Origin of the sequence: Methanoregula sp. PtaB.Bin085 (genome assembly GCF_002067035.1) — an archaeon.
Lineage (GTDB): Archaea > Halobacteriota > Methanomicrobia > Methanomicrobiales > Methanospirillaceae > Methanoregula.
In genome coordinates, this window is the sequence record NZ_MVQB01000043.1 from 26,418 (window position 1) to 47,585 (window position 21,168).

Consider the following 21,168-nt stretch of genomic DNA (forward strand, 5'->3'; position numbering starts at 1 on the left):
TCCATGACAACACAGGGCGGTTCGAAGATCGCGGTCATCGCGGCAGTTGCCGGCAACCTGATCATCGCGATCACCAAGTTCATTGCAGCGGCAATTACGGGTTCATCAGCTATGGTTTCCGAGGGCATCCACTCGCTCGTGGACACCGGGAACGGCGGTCTCGTGCTGCTCGGCATGCGGCAGGCACAGAAGCCTGCCGACGAAACGCACCCGTTCGGGCATGGCAAGTCCCTCTACTTCTGGACGCATATTGTTGCGATCTCCATCTTCGGGATCGGTGGCGGGATGCCCCGATTCAGGAATACATCCGCGTTGCTGCAGAACGGAGCGGTTTTCCCTGAGGTGTCCGCGGGATGGTGTCTACAAAGAAGAATTTGAGCGGTATCTTGTGCGGGGAGAGCTGGCCGGCGAGATACCCGCGGAGCTCTCCGGCAGTGAGGGCCGGGGCCGGGCCTTGGACTACCACCAGCGCCCCGATCTCCTCCCCGAGGGAAGGATCATCGATGCGGAAACAGAGGGCGTCTGCAACCGCCGGGTGTTTCAGGAGCGCTGCATCGACTTCCGCCGGGGAGATCTTCTCGCCTCCCTTGTTGATCAGTTCCTTCTTCCGGCCGGTGAGGTGAAGGTAGCCCTCGTCATCAAGGAACCCGGTGTCGCCCGTCCGGAACCATCCGTTGGTGAACAGCGATGCATTCTCCTCCGGGCTGCTGTCGTCATACCCGCTAAAAACGCACGGTCCCCGGACAGCAATCTCGCCTTCCTGCAGGGGAGGGAGTGTGTTCCCGTTCTCGTCGATGATGGCGAGTTCGTCGATTACCGGCCTGCCCACGGATCCCTGCTTTCCCGGCGGCAGGTTGGTAGAGATGGTGCCCCCGACCTCGGACATCCCGTAGCTCTCGATAACGGGGACGCCGAGCACCCGCTCGAGCTCCTCGCGGACGGTGCCGGGAAGGCTCGCCGAGGACGAACGGATATGGCGCAGACTGTGCCCCTGCAGTTCTGCCGGCGGGATTGTTTTGAGCACCTTCAGGATGGCCGCGTGCATGGCCGGTCCGGCCGCGTAGAACGTCGGGCGGAACTCTTTCAGCAGTGGTGGGAGATCGGAGGGTATGAAATCCTTCGGGCAGATCACCGTGCCCCCGGCGCACAGGGGAGCAATAAAGCTCCCCATGATCCCCATGGTATGGTAGTACGGGGCAATATGGAGGCAGCGGTCGCGGGGAGTGAACGCGAACGTCCCGCACACCCGCTGCGCAACCCTGCAGATGAGGCGGTGCGTGAGGGGCACGATCCGGGTGGTCGACGTTGTCCCCGAGGTCTGGAGCAGGATGAGCGTATCAGAACCGGATCCAAAAATGGCATTCCCGGTACCGGGGAAGTCCGGGCGGAGGACGAACGTGCCGGCACGGTTGCCGTCCGGGATCATACCGATGACCGGGAGCCCGCAGCGGGCGGCCGCAGTTCTTGCCGCACGGTTATCGTGCTCCTCCACGATGACTGCATCGATCCGCAGCTGCCGGAAGGAGCGCTCGTACTCCTCCGCGGTATACCTGGGGTTGAGGGGGGCGCAGGTGCAGCCGGTCATGACCGAGAGAATGAGAACGCCGGTTACCGGGTGGTCGGGAGTAACGACGGCAACCCGGCTCGATGTCGAAAATCCCAGCCCGTTCAGGAACCGGATGGTGCCGGCTGCCTGGTCCCGGAGCCCGCCAAAGGAGAGCGGCAGCGAGCCGGGTGATTCGATGGCCGGCGTGTCAGGATCCTGGCCGTTTTCGAAAAGGAGGTCGTAGAGCGAGGGCTGGTCCGCGGTAAAAACCATGATCGTGCAATAGTATGAGCCCGTTCTGCTATCAAGGTTCCATTATGCGGGTAATATGCAGGGGTTGTTTATTTTCCGCAATACCCGGGTTTGCCCGTACGGGGAGCATTATATCAGATTGCCCTCGGACTGCACTCACTTCTTCCAGAGCATCGCGAGCCCGTTCTCGATGATTGCTTCATCGGACATCCCGGATTCCCCGCTCCCGATCAGGGAAAGGATCCCGCTCATGATCTGGTACAGCATCGTGCCATGGAATTCAAACGGGAGATCTGCAAGGAGACCTTCGCGGATCGCGGTCTGCATCAGCCCCTCCATCCAGGAGAATTCCTCATAGATCTCCTGCTGCACGTCCTCGCCGATGCCCGGGTAGTTGTAGCACTGGTCGATGAACCGGACCTTGAGCGGGTTTGTCATGCCCCAGAAGATGAAGCCGCGGATGGCCTTCTCGATGCGCGGCTTTGTCGGCAGGGACGGGTCGGCATTATTCCTGATCGCGGCCGCCATCTCCTTTTTTATCGAGAGGTAGAGCGCCCCGACGAGCCTGTCCTTGTCCGGGAAATAGTGGAAGAGCGTGCCGGTCGAGACGCCGGCTTCTTTGCTGATCCGGGCGGTCGGGGTTGCGTCCACGCCATATTCCGTGAAGAGCCGGAGGGCCGTTGCAAGGATCTTCCCGCGATTGCCGGGAGCGGATTCCGGCGCCGCTGCCGGCGATTTCCCGGCAGTCCTCCGCTGTGCGGTCATGGTGTCCTTTCTTCCGCCACCGCTCTTTTTATGATCCTTCCGCTGCGCTGTCACTCCTTTACCTCTTTGGGGAACATCATCCGTACCACCGGCATCAGTATCTTCGTGCGGAGGCCACCGAGTGTTCTGTTCACTTTTGCCAGCTCATCCGGGATCGCGATATGCTGGGGGCAGGCCTTCGCGCACTTCCCGCACTGCTTACAGAGGGAGGCGTCCGCCCGGGCGGGCATTACTCCTCCCATCAGCATTGCACCGTACATCCCGCGTGTGAGGATCCTGTTCGCACCGATGTGGTAATCGTTATACATCGAGAAGCACATCGGGATGTTCACGCCAAACGGGCAGGGCATGCAGTAGGCGCAGCCGGTGCAGCCGACAGGAACGAGACCGCGGTACGCCGCGACCACATCGGCGATGGTGGCGAGCTCGGCATCGGACATCGCATTCGGGAACGCGGTCTGGCACACCCGGATGTTTTCGGCGATGTGGTTCTCGTCGTTCATGCCGGAGAGGACGACCGTGACCTCGGGATGGTTCCAGACCCAGCGGAGCGCCCACTCGGCCGGGGAGCGTTTCAGGGGCGATTTGTCGTATACCTGCTGCACCGCTGCCGGCAATTTCCCGGCCAGCATCCCGCCCCGGAGCGGCTCCATCACCATGACCGCAACATTCTTCGAGGCGGCATACTGCAGCCCCTCGGTCCCGGCCTGGTTCGTCTCGTCGAGATAGTTGTACTGGATCTGGCAGAAGGTCCAGTCGTAGGCATCGATGATCTCTTTAAACGCCTTCCGGTCCCCGTGGAACGAGAACCCGGCGTTCCGGATCCTGCCGTCCGCCTTTGCCGTGTCAAGGAAGTCCAGCACGCCGAGGTCGTGCAGCCGCTTCCACTGGCTGCCCTCGATCCCGTGCAGGAGGTAGTAGTCGATATGGTCCGTCTTCAGCTTCTTCAGCTGGATCCCGAGGATCCGGTCCATGTCCTCCCGCGTGTTCACGTTCTGCGGGGGCAGTTTTGTTGCGAGTTTCACTTTCTGCCGGTACCCGTCCTGCAGGCACCTGCCCAGGAACCGCTCGCTCTCCCCGCCGTGGTACGGCACCGCGGTATCGATGTAATTGACCCCGGCATCGATCGCCGAGCGGATCTGTTTTGTTGCGCGTTCCTCGTCGATACTCATGCGCCGGGTCGGGAGCCGCATCGCCCCGAAACCGAGCGCCGAGAGCTTGTCGCCGTTCTTCGGTACGGTCCGGTATTGCATCATGGTCATTGTTTTTCACCTCTGTCGTGTGTCATCTCAGAACCCCTGCGGATCCACCGCATCCCACCGTATCTTTGCCTGCCGGATGAAGAGCCATGCCGGCACCGCGAGGATGACCGAACCGAGGGCATACCAGGGGTTGATGAACGAGAGCGCGGAGAAGACGGTTATCACGACGCCCACGAGGAGGAGGTACTCGAAGAGCACCTTTACGTCGTATACGAGCACGTTGGGCGAGAGGCCGCAGAGCCATGCCATGATGCCCACGGCATAGAACGAGACCGAAAGGCCGAGCACCACCGCGGGGACCAGGTACGCCGCCTCGCCCGCGAGGATGGAAACCGCCGCAATGAAGACGGCCGGAATTATCTGGAGGATCGTGAACGTGGTCAGCTTGCTCTCGATCAGCGTGCTGACGGCCACGGGAAGGCAGGCGTATGGTCCGAAGGCGTCGAACATCGTGACCCACGTGTACATGGTCGATGCAATGACGCCGGTGGTCACGGCGTACAGGAAGAGCAGGGCGTGGGGCGGGAAGAACTGCGCCATCAGGGAGAGGAAGAACCAGATCACGCCAAGCGGGACCACGAAGGAGAAGATGGTCTGGCCGATCAGGCTCCCGCTCCGGTGGAGGTCGACGGCGTCCTTTGCAGCGAGCGGGGGGTTGGGCAGGAAACTGAGCCGCCCGAGCACGGGCGTGAAGAGATCGGGGTGTTTCTTCTCCGAGCCGACAGATTCGGGGTTGAAGAGCCAGAGCGAGACCACGAAGAGGTACGCGAGCACGATGCAGGAGAGGCCGAGGTTCCACCACGAGAACTCCTCGTGCAGCATCAGCGGCGGGAAGAGGATGGCAGGGTTCAGGCCGGACGCCATGATCCCGCCGAAACCAACGCCGAGCAGGAGGAGGAAGGCCCAGAAGACCGGCTTCGACCACGAAAAGACCGTGGAGAGGAAGAAGATCCCGCAGAGGCCGAAGAGGAACGAGAGCGTGAGCGTGAGAAGGAGAAAGAGCGTGGAGGAGAGCGGGATACCGAGGAACGGCGCCGCGAGGATGTACCCGAACGCGAACGGGAAGACCCAGAGGAAGAAGTAGTACACGGTGTCCTTGACCACGAAGTTTGCAAAGATAGTCCTCTCGGAGATCGGGAGGCTCCGGGCGGAGTAGGCGAGGAAGCTAGCCTGCCCGAAGCGCCGGTTCATCACTTCGTTGCCCAGCATGCCGAACCCGCCGACCATGAGCCCGAGCATCAGGTACATGGCATGGATGATGATCGAGAGGTTCCCGACCGGGAGCGTCCGCTTTACGACCGGGATCAGGAACGATCCCATGAAAGCGATCCCGAAGATCAGGAACGGGAAGAGGGCGAACGAGAGGCTGCCGAACATGGTGGAATGGACCCGCCACTCCTCCTTGACCATGGCGATGAAGAGCTCAAACATGGCGACCCTTCCCGACGAGCGAGAGGAAGAACGCGGGCAGGTGTTCGCCGCGTGCCTTCAGGTCGGCGACCGGCCCGGTGTGGAGGAGCGTGCCCTTGTGCAGGATCGCAAACTCCGAGCAGATCTCCTCGGCCACCTCGAGGATATGCGTGGAGATGAAGATCGTCCGGCCGTTCTTCACGTACTTTGCCAGGTAGTCCTTGACAAGGTCCTGCATGATCGGGTCGAAGTTGATGAGCGGTTCGTCGATGAGCGCGAGCTCCGGCTCGTGGATAAAGGCCTGCGTGAACATCAGTTTCTGCCGGGTGCCCCGCGACAAATCCTTGCAGAGCACGTCCTTCTTGTCCGCGAAGTCGAGGAAGTCGAACCACCAGTCCGCTTTCTTCCCGATCTCCGGGATCTGCCGGACCGCCGCCACGAACTTCAGGTACTCCATCGCGGTGAGGAAGCTCGGCGGCGTCTCCTGCTCGGGGATGATCCCGACCCGGGCCCGGATCCCGACCGGGTCCTGCGTCACGTCAATCCCGAGCACCGAGGCCGAGCCGCTGGTCGGCCGCGTCTGCCCGGTCAGCATCCTGATCATCGTGGTCTTGCCCGAGCCGTTGGGCCCGAGGAGGCCGAAGAGGGCCCCCTTCTCCACCGAGAGGCTTACGCCCTTCACTGCCTGCACATCGCCGTACGTTTTCGCGAGGTTGTCTGCCTTGATCACTGCGGTCATTGTGAACGTCCCTTCCCAGACTGGTTGGTCTAGACTGACTAGTCGGTTGGATGCGGGAGGGGATAAAGGTGACGGGGCGGGAAAATTTTACTATAGTGACACATAATCATTATATATTTCGTAAGAAATGTTGAAATTCGTCTAAGCCTAATATATTGAATGATGGGGGTGGATGTTTTGGGTGAATCAGCAGACACTGAACGGTGGCAATACACTGTTGGAGCAATTGTACTGTTTGTGATTCTGATTTTTTGGTTACTTTTTTCATCAAAAATGATCTAAAACACCAATCTTTTTTCATCAATTCTCCTTAGCGTCCTTATGGATTATCGCAATGGTACAGCGGTGGAGGCATATTCATATGTCCTCCAAGAGCGAAATTTTTTTTAATGGTTTTTGAACCCATTTTCAGAATTCTTTACATACAGATATGAACACATCGAAGAAAAATGAGGATTAATTTTTGATCATTTTGACCAAATGAGTTTTGAGAAAGGAACACCAGAAAGCCAACTTAAGACAAAAATATAGACGAGGAAATCAAGAATTAAAAAAAACACTATTAAAATACTCACAAAAATCCTTGGCTCTATTGAGGGACTGTTGTTAAGTTGAGGAATGAATATCGAGATCCAAGATAAGAGAGGAAATACACATGTAAAAATAATGATAAGCAAAGCAAAGGTCAAAAATAGTAATAAAATGGTTCTAGCGATCTTTGCACCGGGATCATTTGATACTAGATAACGTCTTCCATTTTTATCTATCATCAGTCTTTCCTCAAATAGAATAATGACTATTTATCGAGCATGAAACTATCATAGCTGTTTAGACCCTCTTATACCTCTCAGCCCGCCGGATGTTGAATTTAGAACCTGATCGGATCTTTTTATGATATCAATACCAACCATAATAGACCAAGCTCCCGCCCCCGACGGAGTGCTAAGGGTCATCAGACCCGACGCAGGGGAAGAGCAATAAGGCTCTTTGACTACAGGGTTGGCGCAAGGGGGACGATTATTTAAAGAAATTACGGCTCTGTAGAAATCCTTTTCATAACGCACTCAGTGGAATTGCGAGGGTGACCCCCTCTCTCCCCCAGAGGGGGAGGCAGCCCAAGGGGGCAAGCCCCCTTGACCCCCAATTCCGATCTTTTTTATGAATGCTCCAATACGGCGATGCTCCACGGGGCGAGGGTCGACAGACCCCGAGCGCCCGTGGCTCCATCGCAATACAATCCAAGATTTCTGTTAGCTTTTCTACAGAGCCGAAATTAAAGAGAAAAGAGAGAGAGGATTATCTTCACAGCTGCTCCGCCTCATGCGTCTCGGCGTGCCCGTGCCGGTTCTCGAACCACACGGTGATCTGCCCCATGACCGAGAGCACTGCGGGCATGATGAAGATCGCGCCGATGAGCGAGAAGCCGACCGCGATCAGCGTGGTGACGCCGAAGTTGCTGATGATCGGGAAGGTCGCGAGGCAGAGGGCCGAGAACCCGAAGAAGGTGGCAAGGCCCGAGACCGTAATCGCGGTCCCGATCTTCTGGACGCTCTCCTGGATGGCAGCGATCGGGTCGTGCAGCCGCTCCTCTTCCTCGGAGTAGCGCTCCATCACGAGGATCGTGTACTCCGCAGCCACCCCTATCGTCATCGACCCGAGCGTCGCGGTCAGCGGCGAGTAGTCGATGCCGAGGATGTACATGGCCACCGCGTTCCAGCCCACGATGAAGATGATGGGGATGATTGGCGATGCCGCGTGGAGGTGCCGGTACACCAGGATCAGGAAGACGAAGACGAAGATGAACCCGAGCATGTTCATCAGCTCCTTGGACTCGGCCATTGACGACAGCAGCGTGGTGAAGAGCTCGAAGTTCCCTGCCGGGTCAACCGAGATCCCGATCGGGGGCTCGATGAAGGTAAGGTCGCTCACGACCCGCTTCTTCAGGTCGTTCTGCTGTGTCATGGACAGGTCCGCGGTGCTGAGCCGGATGACCGCACTCATCGACCCGGCCAGGTAGGGCTTCTTCGTGTCAGCCGGGATGCTGTCCAGCACGGCATCGAGCTGGGACTGGGTCTCCGGCATCGCGCCGCCGTTGTACTGGAGCACGTAGGTTGCAATGCTCGTCGCCCCGGTGATCTCCGGGTGGTGCGCAATCTCGTAGTCCTGGAACTCCTTCATCCAGACGATCGTGTCGAGATCGGTCACGCGGGAGCCCCGGACGAAGAGGTCCGCGGTGCTTGTTGCGCCGATGACGCGGGTGACCTTGTCAATGTTGATCTTGGCCGGCATGTCCGACGGGACGAACGCGTTTTCGGAGGTCTGGATCGGGATGTTCGGGTCGATCTGGAATCCGATGAAGGCGACCAGACCGGCAATGAGCAGGATCGGGATCGGGTTTTTGGCAATCTTCATGGAAACGTTTGTCAGGAAATCGCCATAGGAGAAGCCGTTCTTCTTTGCCTTCTCCTTTCCGATGATCGTGTCGCACGCATCGGTCCCTACTGCATAGCACTGGCCGGTCTGGTCCGGTTTGGGCTGGTAGTTCACGAGAAGGGCGAACGTGGGCATGCCGATGCACGAGATCCAGAAGCAGGTGTTGATCCCGATGATGGAGACGAGGCCGAACGAGCGGATCATCGGCATCGTCGATACGAACATGGCCAGGAACCCCATGCTCGTGGCAAGCATCGCGTACATCACGGCCGGCCCGGTGCGGGTCACGGTCATGAAGACCGCGTTCTCGAGGGAGCCCTTCCGGGCCTCCTCGTCGAACCGGGCATGGAACTGGATTGCGTAGTCGATCCCGAGGCCGATCAGGACCGGGAAGGCCCCGATCACCGCCATGTTCAGCTTAATGCCGAAGAGACCCATCAGCCCGAGGGAGGTGATGAGGCCGATCCCGACGAGCAGGACCGGCAGGAAACGGTGGCGGACATAGGAGAAGAGGATCCCCATCGTGATGACCATCAGGACCATGGCGCCGCCGATCAGAACGCCCATGTTGCTCATAAGCCCGGCGCTCATCTGCTGCTGGAACGCGGGCGAGCCGGAGAGCTCGACCTTCACGCCCGGCGGGGGGGTTGAGGTGTCGGCAATGGACTGGATGTTGGCAAGGACACCCTTCTGGGTCTTCTCGGAGAGGCCCTCCGTGAGTTTGACCTGCACGAGGGTCAGGACATTGGAGGAGACGAGCTGGCTGCGGGTTGCTGCGGGCATCGCGGCGATGATCCGGTCCGTCTCCGCCCGGGACGCGGGCAGTTTTCCGCCGTTGTATGCCTTGAGGGCATCCACGATGGAGAGCGTGCTCCGGATATTCTGCTGCTGCCGGAAATTGGTCTCCAGGTTATCGACATACGCGAGGACTTCGGGACTGAGCGGGTCGGCGGCCTCAATGATGAGGATGATCGCGTCAGACTTGTAGTCCTCCTGGTATTTTGCCTCGAGGATACCGGCGGTGGTGTCTTTGTCGAGGTAGGTCTCCCACCCGGTCTGCATCGTCATCAGGGTCATGCCGTAGAGACCGGTGAGGAAGATGAGGCCGACCAAACAGGCGACCAGCTTTGGCTGCCGGTTGATGGTATGTGCTATGCCTTCGAAGATCTGCTGGATCATGGGATATCCTCAGCGGCTGCTCTTCTTCCGCGTATAGAGGAAGAAACCGGCACCCGCGATGATGAGCACGATGACGAGGAAAACGGTCACGATCCCGCCCGGCAGTACTGAGAGGCCGCCCGCTGCCGGGACGACATCCAGCTGCACCGGTATGGTATCGGATTCAATGCTGGTACCCTTTGCATCGCGGTAGCGTATGGAACTGTCAAGGGAATGTTTCCCCGTCCCTGCCTCCGGGTCCGCACGGATCACGAAGCGGGCCGTTGCCGTCTCCCCGGGTCCGATGTCGCCGAGGAACGCGTTGTTGTCGCTCGCGGTGATCGGGTTGTGCGGCTGGAGCCTCACCTGTGCATCGCGGACCTCAACGCTTCCCTCGTTCCGGTAGACAACTTCGATGGTGGTGTCCGCACCGCGGGGGATCGCAGGGACTGGCGATATGATGGTAAAAGCCGGTTTGTCATACACGGGAACGCCGACGGTGGTCTTCTGGGATGTCACGACTGCCCCCTCGCGGTTGGTATAGGTGACGGCAAGGTCCACGGGGTAGGTCTGGTTCGTAGCGTCCTTCGAGACAGAGACCTTGTACCGGCATGTCACAACGCCGCCGCTCGGGAAGTCACCGATGAAGACGGTGCTCGTTGCCGGGATGATCGGGCTCTGGCCGTTCCGTATCAGCCGGACTGCCGCCATCGTCCCGTTCTCGGGTCCGATATTTTTGATGGTCAGGTTCAGGTACCCCTCGGAGCCGGCAACAATCTGTTCGGGCACAAGCCCGGTGACTTCCGGCTTGACGTGTGGCTTGATCCGGAGGGTGATCGGGAGGGTCTTCTTGCCGTTGTTGTAGGTGTACTCGAAGACATCCGCCCGCTCCTGGACGATCACCCGGAGGTACCGGTACTCGATCGTCATGGGCAGCTGGTATTCCCCTTCGGTTGCATTCGCGGAGATCTTCGCCCTGAACTGAACGGTGACCGTCTCCCCGCCGGGGATGTCGCCCACCATCTGCGGGTCGGTCTTGACGATGACCGCATCGCCCGAGGAGTTGAGGCCAATCACGGTGGTCTTGGCCGTGTTCTGCTGGTCTTCGGGCTGGATGGTGCCCATCATGACCTGTTTCATGGAATTGAGGCCGGTGTTCTTGACAATGATGGATACGGTAGCATCCTGGCCCGGCTCGAACTCGTTGGTCCCGCTGACCGTCGCGGAAAAGTCAGGGCCGCTCCCGAGGTGCTGCTCCACGGCGGATGCGGGCACCGCTATCAGCACGCTGCAGGCGAGCAGGACGAGAAACACTGTTACAGTCCCGGCATATCCGGGACAACGTGTGCGGGTCATTTCGACCTCTCACGCGTTCTGGCGCTTACGGTAGATGAGGTACCCTGCACCGATGATTATGGCTGCAAGGACAGCAAGCAGGATCGGGTTTTTGAGCAATCCTGCAACAAGGCCGGTATCTTCCTTCACGGTGATGCCGAGCTTGATGGGGTCCGAGATGATCTGGTTGTCGAACGCGTCGTTATACCTGATCTCGGAGTCGATACCGTATTTTTTCAGGGTCGCCGACTTGTCGACCGTGATGAGGAACGAGGCCTCTTTTGTCTCGCCGGGCCCGACATCCCCGAGGTATGCCGTATCGTCATTGCTCGTGAACGGGTCGACCATGCTCACGCGGGCCTGGGCCTGGTGCGCCGTTGCCCCGCCGGTGTTTTTGAACTGGACTGTGATGGTCTTCTTCTGGCCGGGGCTTACAGTCACGGGTTCAGAAACGATGACGAACCGGGTCTTCCCGCCGACCGGGACACCGATTGTCTCGATGTCCGAGGCAATGCTGTCCCCGTCGCTGTTCTCGTATTTCACGTACACGTCAAGCGGGTAGGTCTGGGCTTCTGCACTGCTGGAAACCGATGCCCGGAAGACCGCTGTCGCGGTTCCGCCGGCAGGGAAATCGCCGATGTAGGCACTGCCCTCGGTCGGGACAATCGGGCTGCCATCGTTCCGTGCAATGGTCAGGATGGCTTTCTTCCCGTTCTCGTGCCCCGTGTTCTTCACCGTGAGCTTAACGGATCCCTCGGTGCCGGCATTCAAATCCTTAAATTCAGAGGACTCGACGCTGATCCGGACATCCGGCTTGACGCGGACCGGGAACTCGAAGTTCTCTTCTTTCTCCTTGTAGAAATTCTGGACGGTATCAACGCCGTACTGTTCTGCCGTCTGGAGGTAGGTGTAGTTCACCCTGACCGGCAGGTTGTAGACGCCCGCGGGAGTATCCGACGGGATCCTGACCGTGAACCGGCCGATAGCCGTGCTGCTCGCACGGAGATCGCCAAGCATCTGGGGATCGGACTTGATGATGAACGGTGATTCGCCGGCGCCGAGCGTGACGGTCAGGAACTTCGCCGTGTTCGGGAGATCGTCACGACTGACGAGCCCGGTGTTGACGAACTTGAACTGGTTCAGGCCGCTGTTTTCGATGACAACGGCGATCTGGACTTCCTGTCCCGGGGAGAACTCGTTCGTGCCCGCGAGATATGCGGAAAGTTTCGGGCTGCCCGACATGTACTGTTCGCCAGCGCTGGCAGGAGCGACAGCGAGAAGCAGTGCTGCAATACAGATAAGGATGAACGGCCGCAGCAGGCTTGCCTGCCCCTGCGTGAGCGGGAAACTGCCGCTGCCGGTCTTGTGCTGGTTCATGGTAACGATCATAATGATTCCGCGATATTTGTTCTGTCTAGGTTTGAGGTTATTCTATTAAAACATTTGCCATATTGGTTATACAAAATGATTATAAACGATGCGCAGGGGCTTTGGGTAACGGCTGTGCCCCGTGGAAGCACTGACAGAAATTGAACAGTGCCTGCAGCCGGTGCGGCATCGCACCGCGATCAGTGGAGGAGCTCCTGGAGCGCATCGATCCGTTCGCGCAGGACCTTCTCCCGCTCGGCAAAGCCCGTGATATCCGCGATGGTGATGTAGTAGCTTGTGATATCCCCGCGCCGGGCAGCCGTGACCTTGCCATGGATGTAGCGGCGCTCGCCGTCCTTGCGCCGGATCCAGATCTTGAACTCGCACGGTTCGGGAGAATCAGGCCGGACCGCCTGGAATACTTCCCGGATCTGGCACCGCTCCCTGATCGGGAGGAACCGCGCATCAACGATCTCCGTGATGTCTTCTGCCTGCAGCGTGCCGTCAATGCCCTGCCGGGCAATCTCTTCCGTTGTATACCCGGTGATCTCCTTGATGCGGCGGTTGGAGAAGACGATGCGGTCGTTCTCGACGATGATGAGGCCGTCCTGGATATTGTCTGCCATCATCCGGAACCGCTCCTCGCTCTCGGCAATGCGGGCATCCTGCAGCCGGTGTTCAGTAACGTCCGTGAAGACGATGAAGTTGTAGAACCGGTCGTGGTGCCTCACCCCGCTGACCCTTGTATGGACGAAACGCCGTTCACCATCCTTCCTGACGATGCAGGTCTGGAGGTCCCGGGGTTTCTCCGGGTGGGCTTCAACGGCCCGGGCATGCTCCTCAGCTTTCTCACGGTATTCCGGCGCGATGATCCCGATGGGTTTCAGTGCCCACAGCTCCTTGATGGAATAGCCGGTAATCTCGGCTATCCGCTTGTTGGCATAGATGATAGTGCCGTTCTCCATGATGATGAGCCCGTCCTGGATGTTGTCGGCCATCATCCGGAACCGCTCTTCGCTGTCCCGGATCTCCCGCTCGGCAAGGATATGCTCTGTCACGTCCGTGAGCATGACCGTGATCGCCTTTTTGCCGTCATCGAAGACGGTCGGGATGCACTTCTGGTGGAAGATCCGCTCCCCCCGGTCGCGGGTCGGGAAGGTGATGGTGATCTCCCTGTCCCCGCCGTTCTTCGCGATACTCCCGAGCAGCTCGTGCGTGTCTGCTGCAGGCGACTGGAGATACGCGATATTCTTCCCGACAGCCTGCTCCCGGGGGAGTTCGAGGAGGGCAAGGAAATTATCGTTGATGTCGATGATCCGGTTCGCATCGTCGAGGACCATGATCAGTTCCCTGGAGTAACTGAGCATGGCCGAGAGCGGGACGCGGCGGGAGATCGTGTACACCTTGGCCATCCCGAATGTCCGCATGTCCACCTGGCCGGAGATGAGCAGGATGTCGAGGTACCTCCCTACGGTATTCTTGTTCTTTTTTAACGCCTTCGAGATATCGGTGACGCTCATGCCCTCGGGATTCTTCGACAGAAGATCCTTGATGGCCGCGAGTTCCTGCTGGTAATCCTGCATCATAGCCGGGTAAGCCGCGCAACCGTCCCTGGAGCGGACAGTATCAGTGTGTTACTACAGATATGTATCGCCATTATTTATAATCGATTGAAGGAGTGTTTAAATATTTGATTGGGGAGAACTGACGTCGGCAGGGATTCAGCATATATGGCAGCGGACAGGGTACTACAAAATCGCTATGAAGAAATCACTGAATACACACCCTGAGGGTTGGACGTCATCGGACCCGAAAAGGGAGAAGAACCATCGGGCTCTTCGAGTCTGGTGGCGCACGAGGGAGAATCACGTTCCGGTACAGGATTTTTCCAGCAAAAAAAATAGGGAAGACAGGAAAGATCCGGGATATGTCGCAGGTGCGTTCAGAGCAGCTCGAGCGCCTGCCTTCCGGTCATCCCGATGGTGATCCCGCGGCTCATCGCCGAGCGATTCGCTTCCTTTACAATACCCCTGAGGACATCATCCGTGTCCACGATACCCGGGCCGATGGCAGGCCGGACCCTGGCTGCCGGGTAGCTGAACGAATCCATCGCCGCGATATCGAACGCCCCGCACCCGACCATGCCGATGTCAGTCTTTATCGCAACAAGGTTGAAGGGCCCGAGCGGGATAACAAACCCTTCGCCCTTCTTCTTCGGTAACCGGACTTCAGTGAATTCCATAGCGCTCCTGCAGGAATGGTTGGCGCGGAAAAATATCAAGGATGCGCACAACCAAACGATAGATTTACCTCCCCTCAGGCGCCACACTGGACAACAGGAGGAAGGACTTCGGTGGACAGGATACTGGGAACGCTGCTTGATGACGTGAAGGGGGGCCACCGGCTGAACCCGAAGGAGGCGCTCGCGCTCTTTAAGACACGGGGACGTGCTGTCTGGGATGTAGCCGCTGCCGCGGACGAGGTCCGCGAAGAGCGGGCCGGCAATGCTGTCACGTACGTCCGCAACCAGAACATCAACGTCACCAACCTCTGTGTGAACGCCTGCGGGTTCTGCGGCTACTCGAAGAAACCCGGCGACGAGGGAATTTATTTCCACGACCGTGCAGCGATTAAAAAGAAGATCGCACAGGCGCGGGAGCGGAAGGTGACCGAGATCTGCACCGTGAGCGGCCTCCACCCGGACTTCACCCTCGAATCATATACCGGCGTCTACCGGCTCATCCATGAGTCCGCGCCGGGCATCCACATCCACGCCAGCAACCCGATGGAGGTTGCGTACGCGGCAAAGAAGAGCCGGATGAGCACGGTCGACGTGCTGGAGGCGATGAAGGAGGCCGGGCTCAACTCGATGTGCGGGACGGCGGCGGAGATCCTTGTGGACTCGGTCCGGGACGTGATCTGCCGGCAGAAGATCCCGACGAAGGAGTGGGTCCGGATCATCACGGAAGCCCACGGCCTCGGGATCCCGACAACGGCCACGATCATGTACGGCCACTGCGAGACCGACGAGCACCGCGTGAAGCACCTCGCCATCCTCCGGGACATCCAGGATGAGACGAACGGGTTCACGGAATTCGTCCCCCTCTCCTTCATCCACATGAACACGCCCCTGTATAAAGCGGGGAAAGCCCGGGCCGGCGCTACCGGCCGGGAGGACCTGCTGATGGTCGCGGTCGGGCGGCTCTTCCTCGACAATTTCCGGAACGTACAGGTCTCGTGGGTTAAGGAAGGGATCAAGCTGGCCCAGCTCGGCCTGATTGCAGGGGCAAACGATCTCGGCGGCACGATGTTCGAGGAGAGCATCTCCAAGGGCGCCGGTGCGCAGAACACCGATTACCTTGACCCGGCCGAGATGGAGCGGGTGGCAAAGGACCTCGGGCGGACCCTCCGGCGACGGACAACATTATACAAGCTGCTCTGAAGCGGCTGCGGGCACCGGAAAACAGGGACACCAATGCGACGGAAGGATTGTGAGATAACGGATCCGGCTGAGATGGAGGCAGTCATTGCGGAGGCTGCGGTCTGCCGGATCGGCCTTGCGGACGAGACTGGGCCCTACATTGTCCCGCTCTGTTTCGGGTACGGGGACAGGGCGCTCTGGATCCATGCAGCTCACGAGGGAAGGAAGATCGATATGCTCCGGAAGGATCCCCGGTGCTGCTTCGAGATTGATATCTGCGACGGGATCATCAGAGGCGGCAGCCCCTGCTCGTGGGGCATGCGGTACCGGAGCGTGATAGTGTTTGGCAGGGCGGTTTTTGTCCATACCCCGGAAGAGAAACAGTACGGGCTGAACTGCATCATGCAGCATTACGGCGGGGGCACCCACGCATTCTCAGAACGCGATCTCAGAACCGTGACGGTCATCCGGATCGATATCGAATCCATGACCGGAAAAAAGCATGACTGAAGGTCAGGCCCCGTTTATGCGTGGTTTTTCTTCACCAGCCGGACGATCTTGTCGCCGATCTTCTGCGCCTTTTTGATCGCCTCGGTATCGTTCAGAACGTCGCCCTCGTGGTACCCGGTCCCGCTGACTTCCCCGAGCGACGCGAACTCATGGGCTGACAGGAACCCCTCGATGGTCTGGACCGCACGGGTGGCCCCCTTGTTTGCATGGACGGCAACTGCCACGGCCTTCTTTCCCGCAAGCTTGCGATCATGGTAGAGCGAGTAGGTGCGGTCGATGAAGTTCTTGAGCTGGCCTCCCACATCGTAATAGTACGTGGGCGAGCCGACGATGAGCACATCGCTTTTCATAACCTCGAGCACGATATCGTTCCAGTCGTCGCTCTCGTTGATGCACCATTTCCGCTGCTTGCACTTCTCGCAGCCAAGGCAGGGCATGATCTTCTTGCCTGCCAGGGAGATGAAATCGGTCTTGATACCCGCGTCCTCGCACCGCTGGAGGATGACCTTGACCAGCTGTGCCGTGTTGCCGTCCTTCCGCATGCTGCCGGATAACCCCAGGACTCTCATAGATATCCCTTACTGCGTTACGGGTTCATGAGGGTTTTGGTGCGGGCATCAAGCCCGAGGACACGGAAAGCCGCCTGCACTTCCGCGACCGGGTTTGTCCGCCGCCAGAAAAGGTGGGATGTACAGCTGCAGTCGCTGCAGCCGAAATGCGGGACGCTCTCCCCGCCGATGGCCCCTGCAAGCCGGCACTCCAGCCGTTCCCCGGTCGCCCCGCTGATTGCGTACCGAAGGGTGAAGGACGGGCTTGTCGAGAGGTAATCGACATGCCATTTCGGGTGTTTGTTCCTGTCCCGGGAAAGGGCGATGTGTCGGTCGAGCCGGGCAAGCCCGCCGCTGCCGAGCGCCGAGCCTACGTAGATATGCCAGCCTCTTCTGAATGCGATCTCCCCCAGCGCCCCGGCCCGGAGCGTGCAGGCCGGGTTTCTGAAGATCAGGCAATAGATACCCTTATCCATACCCGCTCTTCATCAGCGCCAGTGCTGCCGCGATACACCGGCTGCCATTGATCTCCGTTGGTTCACCGTGGCCGGCAAACAGGCCGTCCACGTCAAGCGCCGCGAGGCGCGTAAGCGACTGTTCAAGCTCAGCCCTGCTGCCGCCCATAAAGTCGTACCGCCCGAAGTACCCGTCGGCAAAGACCGTGTCGCCGGAGAAGAGGAGCCGGTCCTTTTCGGAATACAGGCAGATACAGCCCGGGGTGTGGCCGGGGGTGTGGATCACGGTAAACTCCCCGACCGTATCGCCATCACTGAGGAGGATGTCCGGTTTTACCACCGGTGAGCGCCCCCCAAAATTCAAAGCAAGGCTCCGGACATCGTCGGCAAGCCCCCGGGAATCTGCCCTGTGGATGGCGACCTTTGCGCTGCACATGTGCGCGATCTCCTTCAGCCTGGCAATGTGATCGAAATGGCAGTGGGTGAGGACGATCGTGTCAATCTGCTCCCTGTACGGCGCGACATCCATAGGGAGGACCCCGGCGTCCACGAGGATATTCCCGGCGACATAGGAATTCGCCCACGGATCGCCGCTGTACAGCCATTCGACCTGCATGCACAATAATAAGGGCTGGTGACAGATGTTTCTTATGGATTTGCTCATCCGCAGGTGCCGGAAAGGGCTTCCCCGGGAACTGGGGGCCGCGGCGCGGGAAAGCGGGATGGAACCGGACGAGCTTGCCCGGCGGATAGCAGCGGGACGGGTTGTTGTCCCGAAGAACCCGGCGCGGAAGCATGCGCTCTGCACCATCGGCGAGGGATGCCCGGTCAGGATCAATGTCAACATCGGGACCTCGGGGAGCCGGTGCGACCCGGCGCTCGAGGAGAAAAAAGCGAAGGCGGCGCTGGAAAACGGCGCCGATGCCCTGATGGACCTCTCGACCGGCGGCAACCTTGTCGCGGTCCGGAAGAAGATCCTGAAACTGGACACGACCATCGGGACCGTGCCGGTGTACGAGGCCGTCCGCCGTGCGGGGAATGCTGCGGACGTTGATGCCGATCTCCTGTTCCGCGTCATCCGCGAGCACTGCCGGCAGGGCGTTGATTTCCTGACCCTCCACTGCGGGGTGAACCGGCAGGCCCTCGATGCGCTGAAGGCCGACCCCCGTCTGATGGGCGTGGTGAGCCGGGGCGGGTCGTTCCACTGCGCCATGATGATGCAGCGGGACGAGGAGAACCCGCTCTTTTCGGAGTACGACTACCTGCTGGAGATCCTGGCAGAATACGATGTCACGGTCAGCCTCGGTGACGGGATGCGCCCCGGCTGCCTGCAGGACGCGGGGAAGCTGGCGAAGTCCGTGGAGTACATGACCCTCGGCACCCTCGCGAAGCAGGCGCTGGAGAGGGGTGTCCAGCGGATGATCGAGGGGCCGGGGCACATGCCGCTCGACCAGGTGGGTTACAATGTCCGGATGATCAAGGAGATCACGGACCATGCCCCGCTCTACCTGCTCGGCCCGCTCGTCACCGACATTGCGCCGGGCTACGATCACGTGGTCGGGGCCATCGGCGGGGCTGAGGCCTGCCTTGCCGGCGCCGACTTCCTCTGCATGGTCTCGCCAAGCGAGCACCTCGCGCTGCCGGACGTTGATGACATCATCGAGGGCACCCGGGTCGCGAAGATCGCGGCCCATATCGGCGATACGGTGCGGAAGCCGGGTGGCTGGCGGGCGGAGCGGGAGGTTGCGATGGCAACGGCCCGGCACGAACTCGACTGGGACGAACAGTTCCGGCTCGCGTTGTATGGCGACCATGCCCGGAAGATCCACGAGCGGGACGGGGAGACCGAGACCTGCTCGATGTGCGGGGACCTGTGTGCGGTGAAGATGGTCAACGAGCTGTTCGGGACTGCAAAGAAAGGCAAAGGGAAGAAGAAAAGGGACGAGAAAGTAAATCCCGGATAATGCATCTTTGTTATCCCCCTGTTTTGATTTCAATTCTCCCTGAAAAAATATAACTTCGGGCAATCCCATCATCTATACTAAGAAGGCGTTATCATGCCCGGGGCCAGACCCTCCCGGAAAAAACAATCGGTCGATGAGATCCGGCAGAAACTCCAGGCACACCTGCCCGATCTCCGGAGCCGTTACGGCATTACCTACCTCGGGATATTCGGTTCGTATGTCCGGGGCGAACAGAAAACAACAAGCGACGTGGATATTCTTGTGGAATTCAATCGCCCGGGGACACTCCTTGGATTTATCCATCTCCAGAACGATCTCGAGGACCTGCTCGGTGTCAGGGTGGATCTTGTGGAAAAGAACGGGCTCAAGCCCGCGATCAGGCCGCACGTGCTCGGAGAAGTTATTGTGGTATGACGAGCCCGAGAGAGAGACGTAGTGCACGAGAGTACCTCGCTGATATGCGTGAGGCCGTCCACGCAGCCCGCAGCTTTACCACAGGCGTAACATTCGATGAGTTCCGGAAGAACCGGGAAAAGCAGTATGCTGTCACCCATGCTCTCGAGGTCATCGGAGAAGCGGCAAAGCAGGTCCCGGCGTCCGTGCGGGACGAATACCCGGATATCCCGTGGCGCGATATTATCGGCATGCGGGACCGGCTCATACACGGCTATTTTTCCATAAACATTGAACGGCTGTGGAATACTGTCCGGGATGACCTGCCCGGCCTTGAAGAGAGACTCGGAAAGAAATGATCTTTCCCGTTCCCGTTCAATTTGAGAGGGACGGCGAGACGGAGACCTGCCCGATGTGCGGGGACCTGTGTGCGGTGAAGATGGTCAACGAGCTGTTCGGGACCGGCGGCCGGGTGAAGAAAAGAGAGAAACGCGATAAGATACGGAAAAAGTTAGGGCCGTTTGGCAGAATCACATTTTCTTTTTTCGTTTTTTTATCTTTGGTTTTTTTGTATAATCCTCAATTTTTTTCGTTATGGCTTCATCAGATAAAGAAAGATCAACCTCTATTGAATTGTCTTCTTCGACCTCACCTTTTATCAGATACCTCTTGGTCAGTTTGAATTTCAGGGAGCGGTTTCTGCTTTCAAGCTGCCGAAATTTTAACAAAGCCGTGATAAGACCCACAACTGCTGTACCAAAATAAAGATACGCAATAATTTCCGGCCCGCTTTCGTGGGATTCTAAAACGTATTTCTCTCCATCTCTTTCGATTAGTGTCGCACCTTCTTTTTTAACAGGCTGATATTGAGAGATAAATTCATTGAACTGAGTCCATGTTTCATGCCAATGGTTATAACAACAACAACCCCCATCAACAGGTTTGATTTTTATTGAGACGTATTCTTCGTAATTTTGCGGTGTGCGCAATAATTGAATCGCACGATTCAGATTCAGTTCTAAGTTATCCATAATCCCCCACTTGCTATTATAAAATCTGATACATTATTCTTTCCAACCGTGGGTGGATAATATTGTTTGACGCTCTCGGGGGCTCCGCTGACGCTCCGCCCCGCCGCGTGGGCATCCCCCGCATTGTGATGGTGACCTATAACCTTCTGAGGGATTATCCAAAGTTCGTCCCGTCCCCCTTCTGGGGGTCCGGAGCTGAAAGAGATGTGGTGACATCAGACCTGAGGAATAATGTTCCATCAAATCCAGGATTCAAAATCTCAATCGCAACCATGATCGCGATTGAAAATGTGATCCGGATCGATCGAAACCTGATTTGAATTTTTCAACCAGACTTTGATTTTGTATTTTCAGTCAAACCCTGATTGAAAATTTTTCAGCAGACCCTGATTGAAAAACAGTATAACGGTAAGCTTTCCGTCGTGACCGATTGCTGTGCAATAGTGCACATGTGTTTAACTTTTGATCACCAGACCCTGATGAAAAAAATTTCAGCAGACTTTGATGAAAAAATTTCAAACAGACTTTGATTGAAATAAATTCATCGCGATCACAATCGCGATCGAAAAATCAATCCG

21 protein-coding genes are annotated in these 21,168 nt (G+C 58.4%); 7 read left to right on the plus strand and 14 right to left on the minus strand.

Annotation, left to right across the window (positions count from 1 at the left end; genetic code table 11):
- The first annotated feature begins 3 nt into the window (after nt 1–3).
- Nucleotides 4–378, plus strand: coding sequence for a cation diffusion facilitator family transporter (locus tag A4E33_RS09020; protein ID WP_292347416.1), 375 nt, complete (start codon nt 4–6; stop codon nt 376–378).
- Here A4E33_RS09020 and A4E33_RS09025 read toward each other — a convergent pair.
- The 10 genes from A4E33_RS09025 to A4E33_RS09070 all read right to left on the minus strand — a co-directional run bounded on the left by A4E33_RS09025 (nt 296) and on the right by A4E33_RS09070 (nt 14,510).
- Nucleotides 296–1,819 carry an AMP-binding protein gene (locus A4E33_RS09025; RefSeq protein WP_292347418.1) on the minus strand — a complete coding sequence of 508 codons (1,524 nt, stop codon included), beginning with the start codon at nt 1,817–1,819 and terminating at the stop codon, nt 296–298. The two genes, A4E33_RS09020 and A4E33_RS09025, sit on opposite strands and share 83 nt — an antisense overlap.
- A gap of 135 nt (nt 1,820–1,954) precedes the next feature.
- Nucleotides 1,955–2,617, minus strand: a complete 663-nt coding sequence (locus tag A4E33_RS09030; protein ID WP_292347419.1) for a TetR/AcrR family transcriptional regulator — start codon at nt 2,615–2,617, stop codon at nt 1,955–1,957.
- The gene (locus tag A4E33_RS09035) at nt 2,614–3,816 is read right to left on the minus strand and encodes an aldo/keto reductase (RefSeq protein ID WP_292347600.1); all 1,203 of its coding nucleotides are present in this window, start codon (nt 3,814–3,816) and stop codon (nt 2,614–2,616) included. Before A4E33_RS09035 ends, A4E33_RS09030 begins: the two co-directional genes overlap by 4 nt.
- 36 nt (nt 3,817–3,852) lie before the next feature.
- A complete protein-coding gene (locus A4E33_RS09040) occupies nt 3,853–5,256 on the minus strand; it encodes a hypothetical protein (RefSeq protein ID WP_292347420.1) in 1,404 nt (467 codons plus the stop codon).
- Nucleotides 5,249–5,974, minus strand: coding sequence for an ABC transporter ATP-binding protein (locus tag A4E33_RS09045; protein ID WP_292347421.1), 726 nt, complete (start codon nt 5,972–5,974; stop codon nt 5,249–5,251). Before A4E33_RS09045 ends, A4E33_RS09040 begins: the two co-directional genes overlap by 8 nt.
- 1,302 nt (nt 5,975–7,276) lie before the next feature.
- Nucleotides 7,277–9,586: an RND family transporter gene (locus A4E33_RS09050; RefSeq protein ID WP_292347422.1), complete on the minus strand. Its 2,310-nt coding sequence runs from the start codon at nt 9,584–9,586 to the stop codon at nt 7,277–7,279.
- A gap of 9 nt (nt 9,587–9,595) precedes the next feature.
- On the minus strand, nt 9,596–10,921 hold the full coding sequence (locus A4E33_RS09055) for a COG1361 S-layer family protein (RefSeq protein ID WP_292347423.1): 1,326 nt from the start codon (nt 10,919–10,921) through the stop codon (nt 9,596–9,598).
- Nucleotides 10,922–10,930: 9 nt separating this feature from the next.
- Nucleotides 10,931–12,289 carry a COG1361 S-layer family protein gene (locus A4E33_RS09060; protein WP_292347425.1) on the minus strand — a complete coding sequence of 453 codons (1,359 nt, stop codon included), beginning with the start codon at nt 12,287–12,289 and terminating at the stop codon, nt 10,931–10,933.
- Between the two features lie 179 nt (nt 12,290–12,468).
- Nucleotides 12,469–13,854, minus strand: coding sequence for a PAS domain S-box protein (locus A4E33_RS09065; protein ID WP_292347426.1), 1,386 nt, complete (start codon nt 13,852–13,854; stop codon nt 12,469–12,471).
- Nucleotides 13,855–14,210: 356 nt separating this feature from the next.
- Complete coding sequence (locus tag A4E33_RS09070) at nt 14,211–14,510, minus strand: YunC family protein (RefSeq protein WP_292347428.1); 300 nt, start codon at nt 14,508–14,510, stop codon at nt 14,211–14,213.
- 111 nt (nt 14,511–14,621) lie between these two features.
- Between A4E33_RS09070 and cofH the strand changes: the two genes are divergently transcribed.
- Nucleotides 14,622–15,710: a 5-amino-6-(D-ribitylamino)uracil--L-tyrosine 4-hydroxyphenyl transferase CofH gene (gene cofH / locus A4E33_RS09075; protein ID WP_292347429.1), complete on the plus strand. Its 1,089-nt coding sequence runs from the start codon at nt 14,622–14,624 to the stop codon at nt 15,708–15,710.
- A 33-nt stretch (nt 15,711–15,743) separates the two neighbouring features.
- The gene (locus tag A4E33_RS09080; RefSeq protein ID WP_292347430.1) at nt 15,744–16,199 is read left to right on the plus strand and encodes a pyridoxamine 5'-phosphate oxidase family protein; all 456 of its coding nucleotides are present in this window, start codon (nt 15,744–15,746) and stop codon (nt 16,197–16,199) included.
- Between the two features lie 14 nt (nt 16,200–16,213).
- On the opposite strand, the gene A4E33_RS09085 is transcribed toward A4E33_RS09080, so the two are convergent.
- The 3 genes from A4E33_RS09085 to A4E33_RS09095 are packed head-to-tail and all read right to left on the minus strand — an operon-like array spanning nt 16,214 to nt 17,818.
- Nucleotides 16,214–16,768 carry a flavodoxin family protein gene (locus A4E33_RS09085; protein ID WP_292347431.1) on the minus strand — a complete coding sequence of 185 codons (555 nt, stop codon included), beginning with the start codon at nt 16,766–16,768 and terminating at the stop codon, nt 16,214–16,216.
- 17 nt (nt 16,769–16,785) lie between these two features.
- Complete coding sequence (locus tag A4E33_RS09090; RefSeq protein ID WP_292347433.1) at nt 16,786–17,223, minus strand: DUF123 domain-containing protein; 438 nt, start codon at nt 17,221–17,223, stop codon at nt 16,786–16,788.
- Entirely contained in the window at nt 17,216–17,818 is a 603-nt protein-coding gene (locus tag A4E33_RS09095) for an MBL fold metallo-hydrolase (RefSeq protein WP_292347435.1), read from the minus strand. The genes A4E33_RS09090 and A4E33_RS09095 overlap by 8 nt, the downstream gene beginning before the upstream one ends.
- Before the next feature lie 25 nt (nt 17,819–17,843).
- On the opposite strand from A4E33_RS09095, the gene thiC reads away from it, so the two are divergent.
- The 3 genes from thiC to A4E33_RS09110 all read left to right on the plus strand — a co-directional run bounded on the left by thiC (nt 17,844) and on the right by A4E33_RS09110 (nt 19,918).
- A complete protein-coding gene (gene thiC, locus A4E33_RS09100) occupies nt 17,844–19,166 on the plus strand; it encodes a phosphomethylpyrimidine synthase ThiC (RefSeq protein WP_292347437.1) in 1,323 nt (440 codons plus the stop codon).
- A 93-nt stretch (nt 19,167–19,259) separates the two neighbouring features.
- A complete protein-coding gene (locus A4E33_RS09105; RefSeq protein WP_292347438.1) occupies nt 19,260–19,580 on the plus strand; it encodes a nucleotidyltransferase family protein in 321 nt (106 codons plus the stop codon).
- Nucleotides 19,577–19,918, plus strand: coding sequence for a DUF86 domain-containing protein (locus A4E33_RS09110; RefSeq protein ID WP_292347440.1), 342 nt, complete (start codon nt 19,577–19,579; stop codon nt 19,916–19,918). Before A4E33_RS09105 ends, A4E33_RS09110 begins: the two co-directional genes overlap by 4 nt.
- 171 nt (nt 19,919–20,089) lie before the next feature.
- Here the strand turns inward: A4E33_RS09110 and A4E33_RS09115 are convergent, their stop codons facing one another.
- Nucleotides 20,090–20,590, minus strand: a complete 501-nt coding sequence (locus A4E33_RS09115) for a hypothetical protein (protein ID WP_292347441.1) — start codon at nt 20,588–20,590, stop codon at nt 20,090–20,092.
- A gap of 62 nt (nt 20,591–20,652) precedes the next feature.
- On the opposite strand from A4E33_RS09115, the gene A4E33_RS09120 reads away from it, so the two are divergent.
- Nucleotides 20,653–20,910 carry a hypothetical protein gene (locus tag A4E33_RS09120; protein ID WP_292347442.1) on the plus strand — a complete coding sequence of 86 codons (258 nt, stop codon included), beginning with the start codon at nt 20,653–20,655 and terminating at the stop codon, nt 20,908–20,910.
- Nucleotides 20,911–21,168 lie beyond the last annotated feature (258 nt).

Excerpts from the sequence above, each read along its gene's own strand:
- A4E33_RS09020 (WP_292347416.1), top strand. The coding sequence starts at position 4 with ATGACAACACAGGGCGGTTCGAAGATCGCGGTCATCGCGGCAGTTGCC.
- A4E33_RS09025 (WP_292347418.1), bottom strand. The coding sequence starts at position 1,819 with ATGGTTTTTACCGCGGACCAGCCCTCGCTCTACGACCTCCTTTTCGAA.
- A4E33_RS09035 (WP_292347600.1), bottom strand. The coding sequence starts at position 3,816 with ATGCAATACCGGACCGTACCGAAGAACGGCGACAAGCTCTCGGCGCTC.
- A4E33_RS09040 (WP_292347420.1), bottom strand. The coding sequence starts at position 5,256 with ATGTTTGAGCTCTTCATCGCCATGGTCAAGGAGGAGTGGCGGGTCCAT.
- A4E33_RS09045 (WP_292347421.1), bottom strand. The coding sequence starts at position 5,974 with ATGACCGCAGTGATCAAGGCAGACAACCTCGCGAAAACGTACGGCGAT.
- A4E33_RS09050 (WP_292347422.1), bottom strand. The coding sequence starts at position 9,586 with ATGATCCAGCAGATCTTCGAAGGCATAGCACATACCATCAACCGGCAG.
- A4E33_RS09055 (WP_292347423.1), bottom strand. The coding sequence starts at position 10,921 with ATGACCCGCACACGTTGTCCCGGATATGCCGGGACTGTAACAGTGTTT.
- A4E33_RS09060 (WP_292347425.1), bottom strand. The coding sequence starts at position 12,289 with ATGATCGTTACCATGAACCAGCACAAGACCGGCAGCGGCAGTTTCCCG.
- A4E33_RS09065 (WP_292347426.1), bottom strand. The coding sequence starts at position 13,854 with ATGATGCAGGATTACCAGCAGGAACTCGCGGCCATCAAGGATCTTCTG.
- A4E33_RS09070 (WP_292347428.1), bottom strand. The coding sequence starts at position 14,510 with ATGGAATTCACTGAAGTCCGGTTACCGAAGAAGAAGGGCGAAGGGTTT.
- A4E33_RS09080 (WP_292347430.1), top strand. The coding sequence starts at position 15,744 with ATGCGACGGAAGGATTGTGAGATAACGGATCCGGCTGAGATGGAGGCA.
- A4E33_RS09085 (WP_292347431.1), bottom strand. The coding sequence starts at position 16,768 with ATGAGAGTCCTGGGGTTATCCGGCAGCATGCGGAAGGACGGCAACACG.
- A4E33_RS09090 (WP_292347433.1), bottom strand. The coding sequence starts at position 17,223 with ATGGATAAGGGTATCTATTGCCTGATCTTCAGAAACCCGGCCTGCACG.
- A4E33_RS09095 (WP_292347435.1), bottom strand. The coding sequence starts at position 17,818 with ATGCAGGTCGAATGGCTGTACAGCGGCGATCCGTGGGCGAATTCCTAT.
- thiC (WP_292347437.1), top strand. The coding sequence starts at position 17,844 with ATGTTTCTTATGGATTTGCTCATCCGCAGGTGCCGGAAAGGGCTTCCC.
- A4E33_RS09105 (WP_292347438.1), top strand. The coding sequence starts at position 19,260 with ATGCCCGGGGCCAGACCCTCCCGGAAAAAACAATCGGTCGATGAGATC.
- A4E33_RS09110 (WP_292347440.1), top strand. The coding sequence starts at position 19,577 with ATGACGAGCCCGAGAGAGAGACGTAGTGCACGAGAGTACCTCGCTGAT.
- A4E33_RS09115 (WP_292347441.1), bottom strand. The coding sequence starts at position 20,590 with ATGGATAACTTAGAACTGAATCTGAATCGTGCGATTCAATTATTGCGC.